Annotated in this window: 13 protein-coding genes; 9 read left to right on the forward strand and 4 right to left on the reverse strand. The window is 61.2% G+C overall.

The window, feature by feature from the left end; genetic code table 11:
• Positions 1-2: 2 nt before the first annotated feature.
• Positions 3-1,292 carry a B12-binding domain-containing radical SAM protein gene (locus DSOUD_RS06130; protein WP_053550177.1) on the reverse strand — a complete coding sequence of 430 codons (1,290 nt, stop codon included), beginning with the start codon at positions 1,290-1,292 and terminating at the stop codon, positions 3-5.
• Between the two features lie 131 nt (positions 1,293-1,423).
• Complete coding sequence (locus tag DSOUD_RS06135; RefSeq protein ID WP_053550178.1) at positions 1,424-1,837, reverse strand: hypothetical protein; 414 nt, start codon at positions 1,835-1,837, stop codon at positions 1,424-1,426.
• A gap of 268 nt (positions 1,838-2,105) precedes the next feature.
• Between DSOUD_RS06135 and DSOUD_RS06140 the strand changes: the two genes are divergently transcribed.
• A complete protein-coding gene (locus tag DSOUD_RS06140) occupies positions 2,106-3,002 on the forward strand; it encodes a selenium metabolism-associated LysR family transcriptional regulator (protein ID WP_053550179.1) in 897 nt (298 codons plus the stop codon).
• 11 nt (positions 3,003-3,013) lie between these two features.
• On the opposite strand, the gene DSOUD_RS06145 is transcribed toward DSOUD_RS06140, so the two are convergent.
• Positions 3,014-4,408, reverse strand: a complete 1,395-nt coding sequence (locus tag DSOUD_RS06145) for a sigma-54-dependent transcriptional regulator (protein ID WP_053550180.1) — start codon at positions 4,406-4,408, stop codon at positions 3,014-3,016.
• Positions 4,409-4,553: 145 nt separating this feature from the next.
• On the opposite strand from DSOUD_RS06145, the gene DSOUD_RS06150 reads away from it, so the two are divergent.
• The 7 genes from DSOUD_RS06150 to DSOUD_RS06180 all read left to right on the forward strand — a co-directional run bounded on the left by DSOUD_RS06150 (position 4,554) and on the right by DSOUD_RS06180 (position 14,537).
• Positions 4,554-5,888: an NfeD family protein gene (locus tag DSOUD_RS06150; protein WP_053550181.1), complete on the forward strand. Its 1,335-nt coding sequence runs from the start codon at positions 4,554-4,556 to the stop codon at positions 5,886-5,888.
• A 60-nt stretch (positions 5,889-5,948) separates the two neighbouring features.
• Entirely contained in the window at positions 5,949-6,677 is a 729-nt protein-coding gene (locus DSOUD_RS06155; RefSeq protein WP_423739493.1) for a slipin family protein, read from the forward strand.
• A 313-nt stretch (positions 6,678-6,990) separates the two neighbouring features.
• Positions 6,991-10,443 (forward strand): pyruvate carboxylase, encoded by a 3,453-nt coding sequence (locus tag DSOUD_RS06160; protein WP_053550183.1) that lies wholly within the window; start codon positions 6,991-6,993, stop codon positions 10,441-10,443.
• Positions 10,444-10,851: 408 nt separating this feature from the next.
• Positions 10,852-11,088, forward strand: a complete 237-nt coding sequence (locus DSOUD_RS06165; protein ID WP_053550184.1) for a hypothetical protein — start codon at positions 10,852-10,854, stop codon at positions 11,086-11,088.
• A gap of 49 nt (positions 11,089-11,137) precedes the next feature.
• Positions 11,138-12,193 carry a cytochrome c3 family protein gene (locus DSOUD_RS06170; protein ID WP_053550185.1) on the forward strand — a complete coding sequence of 352 codons (1,056 nt, stop codon included), beginning with the start codon at positions 11,138-11,140 and terminating at the stop codon, positions 12,191-12,193.
• Positions 12,190-12,846, forward strand: coding sequence for a cytochrome b/b6 domain-containing protein (locus DSOUD_RS06175; RefSeq protein WP_053550186.1), 657 nt, complete (start codon positions 12,190-12,192; stop codon positions 12,844-12,846). Before DSOUD_RS06170 ends, DSOUD_RS06175 begins: the two co-directional genes overlap by 4 nt.
• 95 nt (positions 12,847-12,941) lie before the next feature.
• On the forward strand, positions 12,942-14,537 hold the full coding sequence (locus tag DSOUD_RS06180; RefSeq protein ID WP_053550187.1) for a sensor histidine kinase: 1,596 nt from the start codon (positions 12,942-12,944) through the stop codon (positions 14,535-14,537).
• Here the strand turns inward: DSOUD_RS06180 and DSOUD_RS06185 are convergent, their stop codons facing one another.
• On the reverse strand, positions 14,538-15,950 hold the full coding sequence (locus DSOUD_RS06185) for a sigma-54-dependent transcriptional regulator (protein ID WP_053550188.1): 1,413 nt from the start codon (positions 15,948-15,950) through the stop codon (positions 14,538-14,540).
• Positions 15,951-16,399: 449 nt separating this feature from the next.
• Between DSOUD_RS06185 and DSOUD_RS06190 the strand changes: the two genes are divergently transcribed.
• Positions 16,400-16,636, forward strand: coding sequence for a hypothetical protein (locus DSOUD_RS06190; RefSeq protein ID WP_053550189.1), 237 nt, complete (start codon positions 16,400-16,402; stop codon positions 16,634-16,636).
• The last annotated feature ends 41 nt before the right edge of the window (positions 16,637-16,677 follow it).

Raw genomic sequence — 16,677 nt, forward strand, 5'->3', positions numbered from 1 at the left:
TCCTAAAGCTTTGCCCGGGCATGGGCGCTCCTGGTGAGGCGGGCGTAGTTTTCGTAAAAGATCTTTTCATCCAGACGGGTCGGGACGACGGCGTTGGTCAGGGTGTAATAATCGAGATCGTCGATGACGATCCGCTCCTTTTCCTCCCGGTAGAGGGGGGTCCCCGGCAAAGGGGTGAGGACCGTGAAGATCGGCAGGTCGATGGGGTTGTCCTCGAGATATTTATCGAGGAGCCCAAAGGCTTCCTCATCGTAATCGGGGGAGATGATGAAATCCCCGACGATGGTGATGCCGATCTCGTGCAGGATGCCGATCGCCTCCCGGTTGGCGGCGGCACTGTTGGCCTTGTTCAGCTCCCCCAGCCGGGCGTCGTCGAGCGCCTCGAAGCCGATGATCACCGAGCGGAGCCCCGCCTCCTTCCATTCCCGGAGGAGCTCGGGATGGCGCACCACCGTGTCGGAGCGAACGTCGGCGAGGAAATTCTTTTTAATCCCGGCTTGCCGGATCTGCCGGCAGAGCCTTCGGGCATGCTCCGGATTCCCGAAGGTGTTGGCGTCGACGAGGCGGATGACCGGGATGTCTCCCAGCAGCCCGATGTCGCGGACGACCGATTCGCAGCTCTGGGTGAGGTAGCGCCCGCCGGTGAGTCCGGCGATGCAGCAGAAGCTGCATTCGAAGGGGCAGCCGAAGGCCGAGGCGACAGCCCCCATGTCGAGTCCCAGGGATTGCAGCCTGTAGTGGGGGCGGTAACGCTCCACGAGGTCATAGCGCGGCGGAGCCGACTGCACCAGGTCGGCACCCGAAAAGGAACGGACGGTGAAGGAGAGACGCTCTCCCGGGCGGGTACGGGCGACTCCGGGAATGTGGCCGCCGTCGGCCGGAAGGGTGTCGACGAGTTGACGAAAGCTCAGTTTGCCCAGGCCGACGACGATGTAATCGATTTCGGCCCGGTTGAAGAATTCCGGGTCGTTGGAGGCATGGACGCCGCCGACGACGATGGTCGCGCCGCAGCTCTCCTTGATCTGCCCGGCCAGCTTCACCAGGGTATTGGCCTCGCAGGTCACCCCGGTCAGGCCGGCCAGATCCGGCCGGAAATCGGCCAGTTCCCGGGGGAGGGAGTCCGGGGCGGCTTTGAGGTCGACGATTCGCACCTCGTGGCCGTCGAGATTCCCCGCCAACGTTTCCAGGGCCAGCGGTTCGCCGCGGAAAATCTGCCGCAGGGAATCGATGCCGTAGCGTTCCTCGGGAATGCTGCGCCCGCAATTGGGAGGATTGACGAGAAGAATTTTCATGGTCCTGCGGGTCCGGCGATGGTGCCGGATGGGGGGCAACACCGTCGCAGTCAGGGGAGAATTAAAATCCGGGACAACGGGCCCGACCTTACCTTTTTTTGGCAAAAATGTAAATTCCCCAAAAGGGAAAATCAGGGGATTTGTTTTGTCAGGTCAAGGAGGGGGCGAACCGAGGTGATCTTGCCGATCACCAGCGATTTGATCGCTCGGCCGGCTCCTCTCCCCGCGGTTTGGGTGACCTCCTGGACCAGGCGTTCCAGCTGTGCTCCGTCCGTTTCGATCCCGGTGACCCGCAGATAGATCCGGGCGCCCTGCCAGCTCAGGACCGAGGCGCCCGGGCGGGAGACGAGATAGACCGCCCGGGGGTTTTGCCGCAGATAGCCCAGGGAGCGATTTTCTCCGAGGCCGATCACCAGGGTGTCTTCATCAATCATCCGCACCGCCCCGATGACGGCGGCATTGACCGACCCGGCGCCGTCGCCGGTGCTGAGAATCCCCGGTCCGGCGGTTTCATTGACGAAGGCCATCAGTTCGGTACGGGTCATGGAGCAAGACTCCTGCTTAAGCGCCTGTCTTGAATGAAATCCACCTCGTCCCAGGGGATCAAAGCGTTACGTAATGAACAAGGTTTTCTTGGTGACTTAGTGCCTCGGTGGCAAATCTTGTTCTTTCTGCCGGCGGTAAAATCAAGGGGCTTTTCTCCACGGACGTTCGGCGCGTCGGGGATTTTTATTGCTTGGAGATCGGTCTTTGATAGAATCGGCCGATCTTTTCCGGGGCCGGGGCCCCGGCGGATGGAAACGGGAGGGCGGAATGGACATAAAGCGTCTTGAGGTGTTCTGCAAGGTCGTCGAGCTGAAGAGTTTCACCCGGGCCGCCGAGGCTGTTTTTCTCGCCCAGCCGACGGTGAGCGAGATCGTGCGCCAGCTCGAGGAGACCTTCGGCGAGAAGCTCCTCGACCGTCTGGGGCGGGAGGTGCTGCCGACGCCGGTCGGGGAGGTCGTCTATCGCTACGCCCTCGGGATCGTCGGGCTGCAGAAGGAGGCCTTCGAAGCCGTCGCCAGCTTTGCCGGTACGGTGAGCGGAACGCTGCGCCTCGGCGCCGGGACCGTTCCCGGCACCTATCTGCTGCCGCGCCTTCTGGAGTCGTTCCGCTCCCTCTATCCTGCGGTCCGGTTCGGCCTGAAGATCGCCGGGACCGCCAGGGTCGCCGAGGAACTGGCCGCCGGGGGGATAGAGCTGGCGGTGACCGGGGCGGTCCGCACCTCGCCGCAGCTGGAGTGGGAGAAAATCTTCGTCGACGAACTGGTTCTGACGGTCTTTCCGCAACACCCCTGGGCGCGGCGCGAGTCGGTGTCCGTGGAGGAGCTCTCCGGGGAGCCGTTCCTGCTCCGGGAGGAAGGGTCCGGCACCCGGACGGCGCTGGCCGAGGCCCTCGGGGAACGGGGATTCGAAGCCTCCGGTCTGCAGGTCGTCGCCGAGATGGACAGCAGCGAAGCCATCCGGCAGGGGATCCGGGCCCGCCTCGGGATTTCCATCCTCTCCTCCCTGGTGATTGCCGAAGACCTGGCCGCCGGACTCCTGGTCGGCGTTCCCCTGCAGGGCGTTCAACTTCAGCGCCCCCTCTTTGTCGCCCGGCGCCGCAACCGCAAGCTTTCCCCCGCCGCCGCCTCGTTCCTCGATCACCTCAGGGCGTCCCTCTCCGCCTGAAATCCTTCTTTTCAGATCTTTTCCACGTCGAGCTTCAGGCGCTTGATCTTCTCCACCAGGGTGGTGCGGTTGATGTTCAGCAGCGCCGCCGCCCGGGCCTTGACCCCGCCGCCGAGGGCCATCGCCTCGTGGATCAGGCCGCACTCGATCTCCTCGACGATCCTGACCATATCGACCCCCTCGGCGGTGATCCGCGGGGAGAGGACCTGCTGCATCCCCCTGGGGTCGACTCCGGCGATGTTCGGCGGCAGATCGCGGCGCTCGATGATTTCGCCGTCGGTCAGCGCCACGGAGCGCTCGATGACGTTTTCCATCTCCCGGACGTTGCCGGGCCAGTCGTAGGTCTCGAGGGCGATCATCGCCTCGGTGGACAGGGACATGAGCGGGCGTTTCATCTCCCGGCAGCTCTTTTGCAGGAAATGCCGGGCGAGGAGGGCGACATCCTCCCGCCGTTCCCGCAGGGGGGGGAGGAGAATGGGGATGACGTTGAGCCGGTAATAGAGGTCCTCGCGGAAGTGCCCCCGTTTGACCGTCTCCTCGAGGTTGGCGTTGGTCGCCGAGATCACCCGGACATCGAGCTTGATGGTTTTGCTCGACCCGACCCGCTCCACCTCCTGCTCCTGAAGCACCCGCAGGAGTTTGATCTGCAGGTGCAGGGGCATGGTGCCGATTTCGTCGAGAAAGATGGTCCCGTTGTTGGCGACCTCGAACTTCCCCGCCTTGTCGGCCACGGCGCCTGTGAAGGCCCCCTTGAGGTGGCCGAAGAGTTCGCTTTCGAGGAGGTCGGCGGGGATGGCTCCGCAGTTGATGGCGACAAAGGGCTTGTCCTTGCGGGGGCCGTTGAAGTGGATCGCCTTGGCGACAAGCTCCTTGCCGGTCCCCGAGTCGCCGAGGATCAAAATCGTCGAGTCGGTGTTGACCACCCGTTCCATGCGCGCGAAGACCTGCTGCATGGCCAGGCTGTGGCCGAGAATTCTGTCGAACTTGTACTTCCCGCGCAGCTGCTGGCGCAGGTAGAGGTTTTCGGCGACCAGGCGGCTTTTTTCCAGGGCCTTGGCGACGATGATCTTGAGTTTTTCGATATTGACCGGTTTGGTGATGTAGTCGAAGGCCCCTTCCTTCATCGCCTCGACGGCCGATTCGGCCGAGGCGTTGCCGGTGATGAGGATGACGTTGGTGTAGGGGGAGTCTTCCTTGACCTTCTTGAGGATGTCGATGCCGCTGACACCGGGGAGGAAAAGGTCGGTGACGACGATCTCGAAGGGGGTTTTCCGAAGGATTTCCAGGGCCTCTTCCCCCGATTCGGCGGTCTCGACCTGGTAACCGGCGTGGGTGAGGAGCAGAGAGAGGGCGTCGCGGTTGTGCGCCTCGTCATCGATGAGGAGAATCTGCGAGAGATTTTTCATGAGGACTCCCGGGAGCGCTGCGTCATTTGTTTGACGAGCGCCAATTTAGCATGGTTCCCGGCGCGGCGCAAGGAGCGCTTATTAAGGAGATTTCCCCGGGCGGAGACGGTTTGACAGGGGCCTCCCCCCTGTTAATCTCTTTTCAATGAAGAGACAATTCTCCCTCCTCTTTCTTCTCCTTGCGGCCCTCCTGCTCCCCCCGCTGGCCGCAAAGGCCGATGCGGCGGCGCCGCCGTCCGCCGAGATCCGCGTGGTGCGCATCGCCGACGTCATCAGTCCGGTGGTGGCTGATTTCGTCGCCGCCGAGCTCGACCGGGTCAATCAGTCGGGCGGGCGGGCCTTCCTCCTCGAACTCGACACCCCGGGTGGTCTCGATTCGGCCATGCGCACCATCATTCAGAAGATTCTCGGTTCCCGGGCTCCGGTCATCGTCTATGTCTATCCGTCGGGAGCCCGGGCCGCCTCCGCCGGAGCGCTCATCACCCTCGCCGCCGATTTTGCCGCCATGGCCCCCGGCACCAACCTCGGAGCGGCCCATCCGGTGGCCATCGGTCCCGGTGGCGGCGGCGATGAGACGATGATGGAGAAAGTCGTCAACGATGCCGTGGCCTACGCCCGCAGCCTCGCCGAGCAGCGCGGGCGCAACGTCACTTGGGCCGAAAAAATTGTGCGGGAGAGTATCTCCACCTCCGCCGGAGAGGCGCTGGAGTTGAAGGTGATCGATCTGATCGCCGCCGATGAGGCCGCCCTCCTGGCCGCCCTCGACGGCCGCCGCTACCTGCGGGACGGCGCGGCGCAGATCCTGACCACCGCCGACGCAACCCTGGTCCGGGCCGAAATGGGGTGGCGCCAGGAGATCCTGGCGGCCATCAGCAATCCCAACGTCGCCTATCTGCTGCTGATGCTCGGCATCATGGGGATCTTTTTCGAGATTTCCCAGCCTGGGGTGATCCTCCCAGGGGCGATCGGCACTCTCGCCCTCCTTCTGGCCCTCTTCGCCTTCCAGACCCTGCCTGTGAACTACACCGGCGTGCTGCTCATCCTCCTGGCGATCGTTCTCTTTATCCTCGAGATCAAGGTCGCCTCCTACGGCATGCTCACCGTCGGCGGAATCGTCGCCCTGGCCCTCGGGTCCCTGATGCTCATCGAAAGCACCGACCCCGCCCTGCGCATCTCCCCGGCTCTGATCGCCGCGACGGTGGCTGTTGCCGGCGGCTTCTTCGCTCTCGTCGTTTTTTTCGTGGTGCGCACCCAGCAGGGGCGCTTTTTCTCCGGGGTGGAGGGGATGGTCGGGGAACGGGGGGCGGCGGTGAGTGCCGTCTCCGAGACGGGGCGGGTCTTCGTTCATGGCGAATACTGGGACGCCTGGTCCCGGTCGCCGATCTCCGCCGGCGAGGCCGTGGAGGTGGTGCGGGTGGAGGAGGGGATGCGCCTCGAGGTGCGGCGCGCCGCCGAACAAAAAGAGAAACAGGGAGACTGAAACCTTGGGGAGGTGCAGATGATTTCTTTCGGTCTGATCGGCTGGGGAGTGGTTCTGGTGATGGGCGTCGCCCTGGTCGGGAGTGCGGTGCGGGTCCTTTTCGAGTACGAACGGGGGGTGGTCTTTCGCCTCGGACGCTTTGCCGGGGTCAAGGGGCCGGGGCTGCGCTTCATCATCCCGGTGGTCGACAAGCTGGTCAAGGTCAGCCTGCGCACCGTCGCCATGGATGTTCCGCCGCAGGACGTCATCACCAAGGACAACGTTTCGGTCAAGGTCAACGCCGTCCTCTATTTTCGCGTCGTCGCGCCGGAAAAATCGCTGATCGAGGTGGAAAATTACCTCTATGCCACCAGCCAGCTCGCCCAGACCTCGCTGCGGAGCGTGCTCGGGCAGTCCGAGCTCGACGAGCTCCTGGCCCAGCGGGACCGGATCAATCAGCATCTGCAGGAGATCCTCGACCGCCAGACCGATCCCTGGGGGGTGAAGATCTCCAACGTCGAGATCAAGCACGTTGACCTCCCCCTGGAGATGCAGCGGGCCATGGCCCGCCAGGCCGAAGCGGAGCGGGAACGGCGCTCCAAGGTGATCCATGCCGAAGGGGAGTTCCAGGCCTCGCAGAAACTGGCCGACGCCGCCAAGATCATCTCGACGGAAAACGGCGCCCTGCAGTTGCGCTTTCTTCAGACCCTCACCGAAGTTTCGGCTGAGAAAAATTCCACCATCATTTTCCCCATCCCCATCGATCTCATCAGCCCTTTTCTCCAGCAGAAGGAAAAATCGGAGAAATAGGGTCCAACGATTTGAAATTGCAGGGTATTTGACAATAATTTAGAAGAATGTTATGGAATTGCGATATGTGGAAATATTTGTGAAAGAGGGTAGCCGTAGGCTTTTGAAATCAATATCTTACAAAATCAAACAAGATTTTATCTTGACAGCAAGCCGGGCCTTTGCTTACATGGGCAGCCGTGGCGAGTGCCGCTAAGCAATTATAATTGCTAAAAAATTTAACTTTAAATAAAAGTTTATCCTGATTACATTTGTTTTATTTTAAATAAAAGTTGCCGCTGGAATTGTCGGGGAATCGGTCGGAGGAGATTTGATGGAAATCAGAACGTTCAAAAAGGTCATGGCTGCCAATCGCGGAGAAATCGCCATTCGCATCTTTCGGGCATGCACCGAGCTGGGGATCAAGACGGTCGCCATCTACTCGGAGGAGGACAAGCTCTCCCTCCACCGTTACAAGGCCGATGAAGCCTACCTCATCGGCAAGGGAAAGGGACCGATCGACGTCTATCTGGGGATCGACGAGATCATCGACCTGGCTCGTAAAAAGGAGGTCGACGCCATCCATCCCGGCTACGGCTTCCTCTCCGAAAATGCCGAGTTCGCCGAGGCCTGCGAACGGGCCGGAATCGTCTTTATCGGACCGACTCCGGAAATCCAGCGCCGTCTCGGCGACAAGGTTTCCGGGCGTCAGGTCGCCGTCGAGGCGGGGGTTCCCGTGGTTCCGGGGACGGAAAAACCGATCACCAGCGAGGAGCAGGCCCTGATCTTCGCCAAGGATTCGGGATACCCGATCATCGTCAAGGCTTCGGCCGGCGGCGGCGGTCGCGGAATGCGCGTGGCCCGTGACCGCAAGGAACTTCTCGAGGGGCTCAAGTCGGCGGCGTCCGAAGCCAAGGCCGCCTTCGGCGACGCCACGGTCTTTCTCGAGAAGTACATCGAGCGTCCCAAACACGTCGAGGTGCAGATCCTCGGCGACAAGCACGGCAACGTGGTGCATCTGTACGAACGGGACTGCTCGATTCAGCGCCGTCATCAGAAGGTCATCGAGATGGCGCCGTCCCTCTACCTGACCGAGGCGAAGAGGGCGGAGGTCTGTGACTATGCCATGAAGATCGCCCGGGCCGTCGGCTACATCAACGCAGGGACCATCGAATTCCTCATGGACAAGGAGGAGAACTTCTACTTCATCGAGGTCAATCCCCGCATCCAGGTGGAGCACACGGTCACCGAACTGGTCACCGGCCGCAATCTGGTGCAGGCGCAGATCCGTATCGCCGAGGGGTACAAGCTCTCCGACCCGGCCATCGGCATTGCCGACCAGGACGCCATCCAGTTGCGCGGCTATGCGATCCAGTCGCGGATCACCACCGAGGATCCGCAGAACAACTTCGCCCCCGATTTCGGCATCATCAAGGCCTTCCGCACCGCCGCCGGTTTCGGTGTCCGTCTCGACGCCGCCGCCGGCTATGCCGGTGCCCTGATCACTCCCCACTACGACTCGCTGCTGGTGAAAATTTCCGCCAACGGCCTGACCTTTCGCGATGCCGCCCGGACCATGCACCGGGCCCTGCAGGAATTCCGCATCCGCGGCGTCAAGACCAACATCGGCTTTCTCGAGCGGGTCATCACCCACCCGGTTTTCCTCGAGGGGAAGTGCGACACCTCCTTTCTCGACGATCATCCTGAACTCTTCGAGCTGCCGCAGAAGAAGGACCGCGCCACCAAAATTCTCAATTTCATCGGCCACACGGTGGTCAACGGCTACCCAGGAATCAAGCGGGAGAAGGCGCTCAAATTCAGGGACCTGCGCGACCCCGAGGTCCCCGAGATCCCCTACGGTCAGCCGCATCCCCGCGGCACCCGCGACATCCTCCTCGACAAGGGGGCCGAGGGTCTGGCCGAATGGACCCTCAAACAGAAAAAGCTTCTGCTGACCGATACCACCATGCGTGATGCCCACCAGTCGCTGATGGCCACCCGCTTCCGCACTTTCGACCTCGACCGCATCGCCGAAGCGACCGCCCATCTCGGCGGTTCCCTCTATTCCTTGGAGATGTGGGGTGGGGCGACCTTCGACGTGTCGATGCGTTTCCTCAACGAAGACCCCTGGGAGCGTCTCGACCGGCTGCGGGCCAAGATCCCCAATATCCTCTTCCAGATGCTCCTGCGCGGCTCCAACGCCGTCGGCTACACCAACTATCCCGATAACGTCGTTCAGGAATTCGTTTCCAAGGCCGCCAAAAGCGGGATCGACATCTTCAGGGTCTTCGACTCCCTCAACTGGACGACGGGGATGAAGGTGGCCATGGAGGCGGTGCGCAAATCGGGCGGGGTCTGCGAGGCTTCGATCTGCTATACCGGCGACATCAGCGATCCGAAGCGGGACAAGTATCCCCTCGCCTACTACGTGAACATGGCCAAGGAGCTCGAAAAGATGGGGGCCCACATCCTGGCGATCAAGGATATGGCTGGCCTCCTCAAGCCTTTTGCCGCCGAAAAGCTGGTCAAGGCCCTCAAGAGCGAAATCGGCCTGCCGATCCATCTCCATACCCACGACACTTCGAGCAACGGCGGGGCGATGCTCCTGATGGCGACCAAGGCGGGCGTCGACATCGTCGACTGCGCCCTCTCCTCCGTGTCGGGGCTCACCGCCCAGCCCAACCTCAACGCCCTGGTGTCGACCCTCAAGGGGACGATCTGGGACCCGAAGGTCGACGAGGAAGGGCTGCAGAAGCTGGCCAACTATTGGGAGGCGGTTCGCCCCTGCTATGCCCCCTTCGAGTCCGAACTGCGCAGCGGCACCGCCCAGGTCTATCACCATGAGATCCCCGGCGGCCAGTACTCCAACTACAAGCCCCAGGTCGAAGGCCTCGGCCTCGGCCACCGTTGGGAAGAGTGCAAGGAGATGTACCGCAAGGTCAACGACATGTTCGGCGACCTGGTCAAGGTCACCCCTTCCTCCAAGATCGTCGGCGACATGGCCATGTTCATGGTGCAGAACAATCTGCAGCCCGAGGATGTCATGGAGCGCGGCCAGGATCTCACCTATCCCCAGGGGGTCGTCGATTTTTTCAAGGGGATGATCGGCCAGCCCTACGGCGGCTTTCCCGAGAAGTTGCAGAAGATCATCCTCAAGGGGGAGGAGCCTCTCACCTGCCGCCCCGGCGAACTCCTCGAGCCGGTCGACTTCGCCGCCAAGAAGATTGCCGTGGAGAAAAAACTCGGCCATCCGATCAGCGATCGGGACGTCCTTTCGGCGGTCCTCTACCCGGGGGTCTTCGAGGAGTTCGACCGTCACCGCCAGCTCTACAGCGATACCTCCTTCATGCCGACCCCGGTCTTCTTTTACGGACTCGACGTCAACGACGAGGTCAGCATCGACATCCAGCCGGGAAAGACCCTCATCATCAAACTCAACGCCGTCGGCCGTGTGCAGAAGGACGGCACACGCAACATCTATTTCGAGCTCAACGGCGAGCCGAGGCAGGTGACGGTGAAGGATGTCTCCGTCGAGTCCGATGAGGCGGCCCATGTCAAGGCCGAAGCCGGCAACGACAAGGAAATCGGCGCGCCGATGCCGGGGAAGATCTTCAAGATTCTCGTTTCCGTCGGCGACCCGGTCAAGGCCGGCGACACCCTTCTTTCCACCGAGGCGATGAAGATGGAGACCAACATCAAGGCCAGGGAGGACGGAGTCGTCGCCGAAATTCTCTTCAAGGAAGGGGCACAGATCCAGCAGGGGGATCTGCTGATGGTTCTCAAATAATCGTCGACTGCCAGATCTACGACCGACAGGGAGCCGGTTCCGCAAGGAACCGGCTCCTTTTTTTGTCTTTGGGGAGCGGCGCATCCCGGTCCCCCTGCGGCCCAGAGAGGGCTTTTCCCCCGGAGTATTTAAAACATGCAGGCGCCTATTTTTTTCATGCAGGGCTCAGTCGCCGGTTGACGCGGTTTGCAGTCGTTTCCCGCCCCCGGGATCCTGGGACTGTATGAAGCGGTTATACATGCCTGGTATGAATATGCCCGGCCCGGGGTGGGGAGCGGAGAGGTTAAGTCCCCTTGAAACAAGGGTTTGTCGTCTATTTATGCCTGTTGAATTTTATTGGCACAGCAAATGCTAATTAAACAAGACAAAGGGATTGGAAGTTTAACCTCCAAGGAAAAGGAGACAGTCATGAGAGCCAACGGACGCATCGCCAGTATGATCGCAGTCGTCGTCGGTAACGCTTACCCCGCCTTTGCCGCATCCGGTGCCCGGGAAGACAGCAGTGGACTGGCCGTATGGATCTTCCTCGGCTTCTGCGCCCTGATCGTTCTGGCCCAGCTGGTACCGGCGGTCCTGATGATGCTGGGCCTGGTCAAGGGGATCACCGAGTCCCGGGAGGAGCCGGTCAAACAATCGGTCGAATAAATTCCGGCACCGGGAAGTAAGTCCCCCGATGATCGAAAGGGAGAGTGAGATGGGTATCCACACAAGAAGCGTGATGACAATCCTCCTGATGCTGCCGGCCCTGGCGATGCAATCGCCGGCGGCCGGCGCCATGGAAAGCGCCGACTGTCTCGGCTGTCATGGAGACAGCTCGGCCGTCGGCGCCGAGTACGTGGTCGGTGCCGCTTTCGACAGCACCGCCCATGCCGAGCTGGGGTGTGCCGCCTGCCATCCGTCGGTGGGCTCAAGCCATCCCGATGACGGGCTTTTGCCGGAAAAGACTCACTGTCAAAATTGCCATGACGATATTCAGGCGGAATATGCCGCCAGCATGCACGGGGAAAATGCAGCCTGCAACGACTGTCACAACCCGCATAATTCGCGGGGTTCGGAGGAAGTCTCTGGATACGACATGAACCGGCCCTGCGTCGCCTGCCATGACGGTTCCGAAATGGCCGGGAGTCATGGCCAATGGCTCCCCCAGGCCGACCTGCACCTCGGCGCGCTCCCCTGCATCACCTGCCATACCGGTTCCCAGGAGTACGTCATCACCTTCTATCTGAGAAAGAAAAGGACGGGGGATGCTGTCGGGTCCTTTCTCCCGGCGGGGTATGAGGAACTCTCCGTTCTGGCCCGGGACTCAAGCGTTCAGCGCCTGATCGACGGCGATGGCGACGACCGGATCAGTCTCGAAGAACTCTATGTCTTCAACCGTCAAAATAATGGAGGAGAGTTGATTCTCCAGGGGATGATGACCCCGGCGACCCTGACCCACAGCTACGAGATTCTCGAGAGCCGCTGGGACTGCTCCTTCTGTCACGCTTCGGGCCCGAAAGCGATGCAGACCAGCTTTGTCGCCTTTCCCGAGAAGGATGGCAGCTTCCGCCGGATGGCGGTGGAAAAAGGGGCCGTTCTCGACGCCCTGTACGGCACCCCCGATTTTTACATGCTCGGTGCGACCCGGAGCCGGGCCATGAACATCGCCGGTTTGGTGATCCTCGCCGGCGGCCTCGTCCTTCCTGTCGGCCACGGCAGCCTGCGATTTCTCACCCGCAACAACCGCAAGGGAAAGGGGCCCCAGTCATGACGGCAAAGCGAATCTATCTGACTCCGACGCCGGTGCGCATCTGGCACTGGCTCAACGCCTTCGGGATCGTCACCCTCTGCCTGACCGGCCTGCAGCTGCGCTTCCCCGAATATGTCGACCTTTTCGGCGGCTACAAGGGGGCGGTGCGTCTGCACAACACGGCGGGGATTGTGGTGTCGGTCTCCTTTCTGCTCTGGCTCGGCTACTATCTGCTGGTCACCGGAACCCTCTCAAGGCTCTACGTTCCCAACCGGCTAGACCTGCAATACGGCCTCCTGCGCCAGGCCAAATACTATTTTCTCACCTTTTTTCTCGGACATTCCAGCCCTCACCACAGCACCCCGGGAGACAAGTTCAATCCCATGCAGAAATCGGCCTATCTGGTGATCATGATGATCCTCGTCCCCCTGGTGATCGTCACCGGCCTGTTGCTGATGAACATCACTCCCCTGCGCGCCCTGGTGCTGGCCCTCGGCGGCCTCAAATTCCTCATCGGGGCCCATTTTCTCCTGGCCTGTTCCCTCGGTGCCTTTCTCTTCACCCACGTCTATCTGGCGACTATGGGCCATACTCCCCTGGCGCACTTCAAGCCGATGTGGACCGGCTGGGAGGAGGCGGAAAAAGAAGAGGAAATCGGGGCCGGTCATGGTTAATGGATTGTCGGGAGGCCAAGGTGGGGTATAAATAGAGAGATCCGCCGGGGGGAAGGAATCGTTCTTCACCCGTTCAGCCGTCAAAGGGATAGTCCGTGCGCCTGAGACTCATCACCAAATTCACTCTCGTCAGCGCCGCCCTCCTCCTTTTCGGCATGGCTCTTCTGGCGGCCATCAACATTCAGACCCTGAAGACCCTCCTGGAAGAGGAGGCGGTCCGGGATCTGGACAATCTGAGCGAGACGATCATCCGCACCACCCACTACCAGATGCTCGAAGATGACCGTGAGCGGGTCTACCAGATGATCCGGGAAGTCGGCAGCCAGAAGGAGATCGAACACATCCGCCTGATCAACAAGGATGGTACGATCATTTTCTCCACCGACCAGGCCGAGATCGGCACCATGCTCGACAAAAAGACGGAAGCCTGCAACATGTGCCACGCCGAAGATCAGCCGCTGGTCTATGTCTCCTCCATGAACCGCAGCCGCATCTTCAGCGACCGCAACGGCAAACAGGTGCTGGGGATGGCCAAGGGGATCTACGGCGAAAGGAGTTGCAGCGCCGCTGCCTGCCATTTCCACCCGGCCGACGCCAAGATCCTCGGGGTTCTCGATGTCATCGTCTCCCGGGAAGGGATGCTGGCTCAGACCATCAGCTATCGCAACAACATCCTGGCGCTGACCTTTGTCCTCCTCCTCCTCTTTTCCCTCTGCCTGACCCTGCTGGTGCAGAAGATGATCAATGGCCCGATCAAAAATCTCCTGTTGCATACGGTCAAACTCTCCCGGGGGGAGTTCGACGGGGTGGTGGAAGGGGGTGGGAGCGATGAACTCGGTGAGCTGACGACCGCCTTCAACACCATGACGGTCAACCTGCGGGGGGCCCGGGAGGAAATCAGCGGCTGGGCCTCCACCCTCGAACAGCGGGTGGAGGAGAGAACCCGCGAGCTCAAGGAGATGCAATCGCGGCTGCTGCGTTCGGAAAAGCTCGCTTCTCTCGGCGAACTCGCCGCCGGCATCGCCCACGAAATCAACAACCCCCTGACGGGGATTCTGATGTTTTCCTCCATGGTGATCGATGACCGGCGTCTTGACCCGGCCCTGAAAGGGGATATGGAGACGATTGTCCGGGAAACCGGACGCTGCGCGGAGATCGTTCGGGGACTGCTCAACTTCGCCCGGGAGACGGTGCCGCAAAAACGCCTCGACTGCGCGGCCCGGATCATGGAGCTGACCCTCGGGCTCGTCGAGCATCAGATCGCCGTCCAGAACATCCGGGTGGTGCGGGATTTCGCCGGCCATCTGCCGCCGGTCCTCGTCGATCCCAACCAGCTCGAGCAGGTCTTCATGAACATGGTCATCAATGCCAGTCAGGCCATGCCCCAGGGGGGGACGTTGACGGTGAGGATCGAGGCGTCCTCCCGGCCGGAGACCCTCTGCATCGGCATAGCCGACACCGGTTGCGGCATCCCCGAAGAAGATCTGGGGAGAATTTTCGATCCCTTCTTCAGCACCAAGGAGCAGCGGGGAACCGGGCTGGGTCTGGCGGTTTCCTTCGGTATTATAGAGAATCACCAGGGGCAGATCGAAGTGGAGAGCAGGCTCGGGGAAGGGACGACCATCACCATCTCCCTGCCGGTGGCCGGCCCAGGGGTGGAGGAGGCACCCAGGGAGATGCTGGAGGTGTAATCAGGCCGGGGATCGGTCGCGCACGGAGATCCCCTGTTTTTTCAACAATGCCTGGAAGTTGGGGCGCAGCATGCCGACTTCCAGGGCCGCCCGGGTGATGTTCCAGCCGTTGCGGTTGAGGGCGTCGAGCACGAAGGCCCGCTCGATGGGGTGGACGGCCTCCTCGCGGATGCGGCGTTTGCTCTCCTTGAGTTCCTCGGCCGTCTCCGGCACCGCCCCGAAGTTCGACCCGCAGGCGAGGGACTGGGCACCGGTCATCTCCAGGTTTTCCGGACGGATCAGGTCCCCCCCGGTGAGAACGACGGCCCGTTCAATGATGTTTTCGAGCTCGCGGACATTCCCCGGGAAGGGATAGCTCTCCAGGCTTGTCATCGCCCCCGGGGTCAGGCCCCGGATCGTCTTTCCCGTTTCCCGGGCAAATTTTCCCAGGAAATGGCTGACCAGCAGCGGCAGGTCTCCCTTGCGCTCTCGCAGCACCGGGAGCTGGATGGGGATGATGTTGAGCCGGAAATAGAGGTCTTCGCGAAAGGTCCCCGCCCGCAGCATTTCCTTGAGATCCCTGTTCGTTGCGGCAATCAGCCGAATATTGATGGGGATCGGGCGGGTGCCGCCGATGGGGGTGACTTCCCGCGCCTGAAGGACCCGCAGCAGTTTGGCCTGGGTCGTCAGGCAGATGTTGGAGATTTCATCGAGAAAGAGGGTGCCGCCGTCGGCCGCCTCGAAAAGGCCTGTTTTGGTCTGGAAGGCGCCGGTGAAGGACCCCTTGACGTGACCGAAAAGCTCGCTTTCGAGGAGCGTTTCCGCCAGGGAAGTGCAGTCGACGGTGATGAAGGGGCGACCCTGACGCTGGCTGTTGCTGTGAATGGCCCGGGCGACCAGCTCCTTGCCGGTGCCGCTTTCCCCGTGGATCAGGACGGTACTGTCCGTCGGCGCCACTTGAAGAATACGCCGGTAAACCTGCCGGATCTGCGGGCTGTTGCCGATGAAGAGATCGAAACCGTTTCCCTCCGAGTCCCCCGCAGGCGGGGACGATTGAATCATGAAATTCTTTTGCTCGAGGGCCTTTTCGATCATGCCGACGATCTGGGCCGGATTGAAGGGTTTGGCCAGATAATCGAAGGCCCCGTTCTTCATCACCTCGACGGCGGTTTCCACCGCCGAGTAGCCGGTTATGACGATCACCGGGACCTCCGGCTGCAACACCCGGATGGCCTTGAGAACTTCCATCCCACCCATGCCGGGCATTTTCAAGTCGGTAATGACGACATCAAAGGCGTCCTGCTGCAGCCGCTCGAGAGCGGCATGTCCGCTGTCGGCCGAATGCACCCGGTACTCCCGTTCCTCGAGGATCCGTCTCATCCCTTCACGAATCACCGCTTCATCATCCACCACCAGGACGTTCGGCCTGCTCATTTTCGTCCGCCTCCTGTATCGCCAGTTAATTAGTGTAATCTTACCCGGAGAAATCAAAAAAGACAACCGCTGGGAGTTCCCCGACGGGTGTATTTACAGAATATACAGGTGCCTGAATCGCTCATTCCTGCTCGATCGGTGACAAAAAGTTGTGATTTCGAATATTTAAACGGTCGGCAGGGGGATTTTTCCTTCCGAAAGGCTCGGGGTGCCTGTTCCGCCTATACATTTCCGGCGCCTGCAAATGATGTTGCCTCCCTCTCCATGTCATGAAAAGCGCTGTAATAACAATTACTTAATCTGGAGCGAGAAAAGGATCGCTTCTGGCACGTCCTATGCTCTTTTCCAGTGTGAAGAGGGAGGAGGTCGGGGGCTCAGGTGAGGTCGAGGCCATGAACCCCCAAGGTGTCTCCAGGCTCGGGGCTCGCCCACGTCGAAAGGAGTCAGCTATGAAAACGGTTGCACGGTTACTGCTTGTCGCCTCGCTGATCTGCGGCACCGCCAGCGGAGCCTGGGCTCTTCCCGGACCGACGGAAGGATTTGTCGGGGTCGTCATCTGGGTCTTTCTCGCCTATTGTGCCCTGATCGTGATTGCCCAGCTGCTGGTCGCTCTCCATGCGCTGCGTCGCCTCATCGAGGAATCGATGGCCAAAAAAAAGGTTTCCCGCCCGGTGATACTGCGCTGAGGTGCGGACTGCGGCATGGAGGAAAAAACGGGGCCCTAACG

The organism is Desulfuromonas soudanensis, assembly GCF_001278055.1.
Taxonomy (GTDB): Bacteria; Desulfobacterota; Desulfuromonadia; order Desulfuromonadales; family WTL; genus Deferrimonas; species Deferrimonas soudanensis.

Excerpts from the sequence above, each read along its gene's own strand:
- DSOUD_RS06130 (WP_053550177.1), bottom strand. The coding sequence starts at position 1,292 with ATGAAAATTCTTCTCGTCAATCCTCCCAATTGCGGGCGCAGCATTCCC.
- DSOUD_RS06135 (WP_053550178.1), bottom strand. The coding sequence starts at position 1,837 with ATGACCCGTACCGAACTGATGGCCTTCGTCAATGAAACCGCCGGACCG.
- DSOUD_RS06140 (WP_053550179.1), top strand. The coding sequence starts at position 2,106 with ATGGACATAAAGCGTCTTGAGGTGTTCTGCAAGGTCGTCGAGCTGAAG.
- DSOUD_RS06145 (WP_053550180.1), bottom strand. The coding sequence starts at position 4,408 with ATGAAAAATCTCTCGCAGATTCTCCTCATCGATGACGAGGCGCACAAC.
- DSOUD_RS06150 (WP_053550181.1), top strand. The coding sequence starts at position 4,554 with ATGAAGAGACAATTCTCCCTCCTCTTTCTTCTCCTTGCGGCCCTCCTG.
- DSOUD_RS06155 (WP_423739493.1), top strand. The coding sequence starts at position 5,949 with ATGGGCGTCGCCCTGGTCGGGAGTGCGGTGCGGGTCCTTTTCGAGTAC.
- DSOUD_RS06160 (WP_053550183.1), top strand. The coding sequence starts at position 6,991 with ATGGAAATCAGAACGTTCAAAAAGGTCATGGCTGCCAATCGCGGAGAA.
- DSOUD_RS06165 (WP_053550184.1), top strand. The coding sequence starts at position 10,852 with ATGAGAGCCAACGGACGCATCGCCAGTATGATCGCAGTCGTCGTCGGT.
- DSOUD_RS06170 (WP_053550185.1), top strand. The coding sequence starts at position 11,138 with ATGGGTATCCACACAAGAAGCGTGATGACAATCCTCCTGATGCTGCCG.
- DSOUD_RS06175 (WP_053550186.1), top strand. The coding sequence starts at position 12,190 with ATGACGGCAAAGCGAATCTATCTGACTCCGACGCCGGTGCGCATCTGG.
- DSOUD_RS06185 (WP_053550188.1), bottom strand. The coding sequence starts at position 15,950 with ATGAGCAGGCCGAACGTCCTGGTGGTGGATGATGAAGCGGTGATTCGT.
- DSOUD_RS06190 (WP_053550189.1), top strand. The coding sequence starts at position 16,400 with ATGAAAACGGTTGCACGGTTACTGCTTGTCGCCTCGCTGATCTGCGGC.